Source organism: Algoriphagus sp. NF (genome assembly GCF_028823735.1).
Taxonomy (GTDB): Bacteria; Bacteroidota; Bacteroidia; order Cytophagales; family Cyclobacteriaceae; genus Algoriphagus; species Algoriphagus marincola.
In genome coordinates this window covers 1-6,039 of record NZ_JAPEIB010000067.1, presented here as the reverse complement: position 1 = coordinate 6,039, position 6,039 = coordinate 1, and the positions used below count along the sequence as shown (strand labels likewise).

At 40.4% G+C, this 6,039-nt stretch carries 5 protein-coding genes; all 5 read left to right on the top strand.

What is annotated here, in order from left to right:
• Positions 1 to 434: DUF4221 family protein (locus OU792_RS18060; RefSeq protein WP_274670978.1), on the top strand; the 434-nt coding region annotated here is incomplete at its 5' end.
• Entirely contained in the window at positions 434 to 2,638 is a 2,205-nt protein-coding gene (locus tag OU792_RS18055) for a peptidase domain-containing ABC transporter (RefSeq protein WP_208325262.1), read from the top strand. The genes OU792_RS18060 and OU792_RS18055, both read left to right, overlap by 1 nt.
• A 2-nt stretch (positions 2,639 to 2,640) precedes the next feature.
• Entirely contained in the window at positions 2,641 to 3,942 is a 1,302-nt protein-coding gene (locus tag OU792_RS18050; RefSeq protein WP_274670977.1) for an HlyD family secretion protein, read from the top strand.
• Positions 3,943 to 5,583: a DUF6734 family protein gene (locus tag OU792_RS18045; protein WP_134199709.1), complete on the top strand. Its 1,641-nt coding sequence runs from the start codon at positions 3,943 to 3,945 to the stop codon at positions 5,581 to 5,583.
• A 122-nt stretch (positions 5,584 to 5,705) separates the two neighbouring features.
• Positions 5,706 to 5,924, top strand: a complete 219-nt coding sequence (locus OU792_RS18040) for a hypothetical protein (protein WP_134199707.1) — start codon at positions 5,706 to 5,708, stop codon at positions 5,922 to 5,924.
• Positions 5,925 to 6,039: the final 115 nt, after the last annotated feature.

Below are 6,039 nucleotides of genomic sequence, written 5' to 3'. Positions count from 1 at the left end.
TTTTTAATCCAGAAGGCGAATTTCTGAATACCATAAAATATAACCCTAAAAAGACTCTTAAACGAGCAAGTGATGTAGCACACCATGACTTTCAATCATTTGAATTGATACAGGAAGAATACCAAAAGCTATTAGAGCAAATACAATTCGGTCCTATTATTTGGGATAATTTTAATAATAAATATTATCGATTATCAGCAAGCAGAACATTCAATGAAAGAAAAGAAGAAGATGCATTACTTCCTGAACTAAAAGAGGTCAAGGTGTTTTTGTCAGTTTTTGATTCTGAATTTAACCTTATTGCTGAAGTAAAAATTGATGAGTTAAATGACGAACGAGTAAAATACTTCGCTAAGGATGGAAAGCTTTGGGTAGCTCAGAATTTTAACGACGAACTTTGTTTTTTAATTATTGATTTATTAGATCCTAAATAATCATATTGAAAACCTTCCCCCACTACAAACAACCCGACTCCAAAGACTGTGGACCTACTTGCTTACGAATCATTGCTAAACACTATGGCAAGCTGATCTCTCTGAAGGAAATCCGGGAAATATCGGAAACGACACGGGAAGGAAGTAGCTTATTGAAGCTCAGTGATGCGGCGGAGGCAATGGGGTTTAAGACCATAGGTGCCAAGTTAAGTTTCGAAAAGCTTAAACAAGCGCCCTTGCCTCTTATTGTCCATTGGGATAAGCAGCACTTTGTGGTGGTGTATCGAATCAGAAAAGATACCGTCTATATCTCTGATCCTGCCTATGGTTTGATCTCATATTCCAAGGGAGAGTTTATCTCTCATTGGATCGGAAATAATGCCGATGGGCACACGCAAGAAGGAGTTACACTCCTGCTCGAACCTACTCCCGCTTTCCGAAAAATGAAATGGGAGGAAAAAGAAAAACGATCGCTTGGTTTCCTCTTCAGCTACCTCTTCCAATATAAAAATCTGATTGCGCAGTTGGCTATCGGGCTGCTGGTAGGAAGTTTGTTGCAGTTGATATTCCCTTTCCTGACACAAAGTATTGTGGATGTAGGAATACAAAACCAGGATATTGGTTTTATTTATTTGATTCTTTTTGCGCAAATCATGCTGTTTTTGGGCAGAATAAGTGTGGAAGTGCTTCGAAGCTGGATTTTGCTGCACCTGACTACTCGGATTAATATTTCGCTGGTCTCGGATTTTTTCATCAAGCTGATGAATCTGCCCATTTCCTATTTTGATACCCGGATGACTGGTGACATCATGCAGCGAATCGGAGATCATCGAAGGATAGAGAGTCTCCTGACAGGAACCACGCTCAATACCTTGTTTTCTTTCTTCAATCTGATAGTTTTCGGAGTTGTTCTGGTCTATTATAGTTTGACGATTTTTTTAATCTTTCTCGGCGGAAGTGTGATGTACCTTGCATGGGTACTGTTTTTTATGAAGCGAAGGAGAGAACTTGATTATAAGCGCTTTGCTCAGTTGAGTCAGGAACAAAGCACTGTGATCGAGCTGATCAATGGCATGCAGGAAATTAAAATGCACAATGCCGAGAAGCAGAAACGCTGGACTTGGGAATTTGTACAGGCTAGACTGTTTCAGGTATCTATTCAGTCTTTATCACTCGAGCAGACCCAGCAGGTAGGTTCCTCTGTCATCAACGAGCTCAAAAATATCCTGATCACCTTTACTTCTGCCGTACTCGTGATCGAGGGAAATCTGACCTTAGGCATGATGCTGGCCCTTCAATACATCATTGGTCAGTTGAATAGCCCCATCAGTGAATTAGTAGGATTTGTTCGATCTTTTCAGGATGCTAGCATCAGCCTCGACCGACTCAATGAAATCCATGAGAAAGAAGATGAAGAAAATTCTGAAAAACAGCTCGTCAGAACTCTAGACTCGGCTGAATCCATAGAGGTCAACGAACTTTCCTTTCGCTATGTCGGTGCAGAGGAAGCTGTATTGACTGGAATTAACCTACGCATCCAGCCCAAAAAAGTCACAGCCATCGTGGGTGCAAGCGGTAGCGGCAAGACCACTTTAATGAAACTGTTGCTTAAATTCTATGAGCCTAGCTCCGGGGAAATCCGCTACGGGCAGCATGATCTAAAAACTGTCAGTGCTAAAAGCTGGAGGGAACAGTGTGGGGTGGTCATGCAGGAAGGTTATGTGTTTAACGACACCATTGCAGCCAATATCGCAGTGGGTCAGGACAGCATAGATCAGAAAAGGTTACTTGAAGCTGCCCGAATTGCCAATATTCTGGAGTTTATTCAGTCTTTACCGCTTGGGTTCAATACCAAGATCGGAAATGAAGGAGTAGGAATGAGTACAGGGCAGAAGCAGCGCCTCTTTATAGCCAGAGCTATTTACAAAAATCCGGCTATGCTCTTTTTTGACGAAGCTACCTCGGCTTTGGACGCAAAAAATGAACGCGAGGTCATGGAAAACCTCCAAAAGTTTATGCAAGGAAAAACGGTTTTTATTATTGCCCACCGATTGAGCACAGTTCGCAATGCCGATCAGATTATTGTAATTGATCAGGGTAAGATCGTCGAACAGGGGCCCCATATAGAATTGGTTCATGCCAAAGGCATCTATTACGATCTGGTAAAAAATCAGTTGGAACTGGAAAAAATTAATTCAAACTGACTATGCCTGTAACGAGCCAAAGCGATAACCTTCACCTTCGGTCCGAAGAGGTTCAGGAGATTATTTCCCGGCCTCCGGCCTGGTTGATCCGATGGGGAATTACTTTGATATTCATCCTACTTTCTATTTTGATTGGATTATCCTTTTTGATTCGATATCCTGATTTTGTGGAAGCCAAAGTGTTGGTGACCACTGCTGACCCTACAGAACGAATAGCTGCCCGTTTTACTGGACAGATAGAACACCTTTTTATCAAAAATGGAGAACAGGTAAAAAGTGGGCAGCCCTTAGCAGGCATCAAGAGTACTGCTAAGTTGGAAGATGTATTGTTTTTGAGATCTACCCTAGAAAAAGAACCCTTTGAGAAGGAAAATGACTATTTATTTCCTGTTGAATCTCTTTCAGAATTGGTTTTAGGAGAGGTTGGATTACCGTTTTTGGATTTTGAAAGGAGTTATTTGGAGTACCGATTGATCAGGGAGCTAAAGCCTTTTTCGGGACAGTTGGAAGGTGCCAAGGCGTCCATTGAAGAAATTAAAAAAAGGATAAGCAGTCAACAATCCCAAAAGGAAATACTTAACAGAAGACTTTCATTAGCCAAAATCGACTACGAACGTAACAGAAACCTCCATCAGCAAGGGGTCATTGCAGACAAGGATTTTGAATTAAAAGAAATGGAATATTTGCAGATGGAAGAACAAGTGAACCTTATGGCCATATCCATTTCCCAATTACAGGAAGCACTGAATTCGGCTTATCAGACAATCAAGAACACCAATATCAATCGGGAGGAAGAGGAAGCCCGGTCATTGAAAGCCCTGATTCAATCCTATCAAGGACTTAAGCGGAGTTTACGGGATTGGGAATATTTGTATCTGATGAAATCTTCCATTAATGGTATAGTCAGTTTCCAAAAAGTTTGGGGTGCCAATCAGCAGGTCAATTCAGGGGAACTCGTCTTTACCGTATTGCCGGACAATAAATCAGAACTTATCGGAGCCATGAATATTACGGCTCAAAACGCCGGAAAAGTGAGCATAGACCAAAAGGTCTTAATCAAATTGGACAATTATCCTTTTCAGGAATATGGGGCTTTGATCGGAAGGATCTCCAGCATTTCGGTGTCTCCTGACGAAGAATTCAACTACTTGATTTATGCCAAACTACCCCAAGGAACAATGACCTCCTTCAATAGAGAAATCCCATTCAATCAGGAACTGCTGGGCAATGCTGAAATCATCACCGAAGAACTAAGTGTGGCAGAGCGCTTATTTTTCAAGTTTAGGTCAATAACGATAAATTAGATGAAGATTGTTCACACTTTTTGGATTGATAAGGGTAAAGACCCCTTGAAAGATAGTTTTGGTTGGTGCAGTGCTCCGTATCATGTGATGAGTTGGGCGCTGAGTTGCCTACAGCTTCATCAATTTTACGAAGATCTAGAGTTGATCACCGATAGTAAAGGCAAAGAGTTGTTGATTGACCAATTGAAATTGCCGTATAAAAAGGTAAGGGTTGAACTGGATGACTTAGATTTAGTTCAGATTCCCGGCTTATGGGTGATGAAAAAAATATATTCCTATACCCTCCATGTAGAACCTTTCCTTAATGTGGACGGGGATGTTTTTGTTTATGCCCCATTTCCTAAGGAACTTATTTCCGGCCAACTGATGGCCCAGAACATCGAGCAAGATTTTGATTATTACAAAGAGTTGGTCGGGCTCGTCGGCGATTCTTTTCCACTTGTTCCAAAGCCGATTAAAGACCAAATCGACAAGGGAAAGGAAATCAAGGCTAGTAATGCCGGGATATTTGGGGGAAATAATTATGCATTTTTCAAAGATTATTTTCAGGTGGTTGAGCAGTTTATAACCAACAATCAAAAACTGATTAAATCTTTAAGTCCTTCCCAAATGGTAAATTTCAATGCGGTGGTGGAGCAGTATATTTTCCATTGCCTGAGTAGTGATCAAGGTATTGCGGTGAATTACCTATTAGACACTGTTTACGATCCTTCTTTTTTTGAATCTTTTGCCAATTTCCATCACTTGCCTGATCGTATTACTTTTATGCATGCCTTAGGAGATTACAAGAAAAACGGTTGGGTTTGTAACCAATTAGCGCATCGATTACGACTGGATTATCCCGAATACTTTGCGAGGGTAATGAATCTCTTTGAAAAAGATGAATTAGCGTCTTCTGAAAAAACAGTTCCCTACGCATCAAGAGATCTTCCAATTAACCCTAAAAAATTTGCTACTAACTATCTATCAAAACCCGAAACCCAGCAATTTTACAGAACAGATCAAATCCTTTCTGCCATCTGTGAAAAAGAAGGCATTTCCTTGGATAGGGATAAATTCACCATTTCTGAATTGAAAGAGGATTTGGGCAGAAAATTGACCGATCCGCATACCCTCAGGGTTTTGGATGATGTGTATGAGTTTGAGCAAGAGAAGCTTAGATTAATCGAATTATTTCATAAGGAAAACTCAGAAATGGGTGATGAGTTTCCAGCCATTCAATCTGCCAATCAGGTGCTGACGAATAAAGGCTGGCAAGAAATGGCCGAGCTTAAATTGGCTCCAAATTGCAAATCAATCCTCTCTGAATGGGATTGGTCTCAAAATTCCGTGTTGTTCACTCGGGTCAAAATCAATCCCATTGAAAACAATCTCTTACTTCCTCCTCATTATTATCAAACGATACTGCTTTGGGACAGGCATCATCAGAAAGTCATCGAATATCTATTAGGACCTATTGGATCCTATCTTTTGTCTATCATTAAAGAAGAGGACTATACCCGAGTTAGTGAGTTGGTGAAGAAAGTGTGTATATTTTTTGAATTAATAGATGAAAAACGAATTATGGAAATGATGGATGAAGAGATTCGCTTTTTAGCTTACAGCGGAGTGATCCATCTTAGGGAAATCAAGAATATCTAATTCAGTAAAAACTTACTGAAAATTAGAAATATCTTACTAGGTATTGGCTATATAAGCAAATAAATTAGGATCTAATGATCGGAAGTACCGATCGAATCTTTTAACCATAATTACTAAATTTTATGAAAAAGTTAAGCTTAGACATGCTCCGACTCAGCACCAATGAGGTTTTGGAAAGAGGTCAGATGGCGAAAGTAAAGGGTGGAAATTGGGCTTACTGGCATTGCTCATGTGGTGGAGGTCCACAATTCACAGTCTTTACAGATTCGGATGACCCGACAGAATTGACCCTATGTCAGCCTGCAGTAGCTGTCTGTACACCAGCACCAACTATCGGGTAAAAGTAGAAATCAAGGCTTAATATAGTCAGCCTTGATTTCCTTCTTTTTACTTTTAATTTCTAATATGACTCTTCGGAATCCTACACGTAGCCAAATATTCTTAGACAGCTAGTGA

Excerpts from the sequence above, each read along its gene's own strand:
- OU792_RS18050 (WP_274670977.1), top strand. The coding sequence starts at position 2,641 with ATGCCTGTAACGAGCCAAAGCGATAACCTTCACCTTCGGTCCGAAGAG.
- OU792_RS18045 (WP_134199709.1), top strand. The coding sequence starts at position 3,943 with ATGAAGATTGTTCACACTTTTTGGATTGATAAGGGTAAAGACCCCTTG.
- OU792_RS18040 (WP_134199707.1), top strand. The coding sequence starts at position 5,706 with ATGAAAAAGTTAAGCTTAGACATGCTCCGACTCAGCACCAATGAGGTT.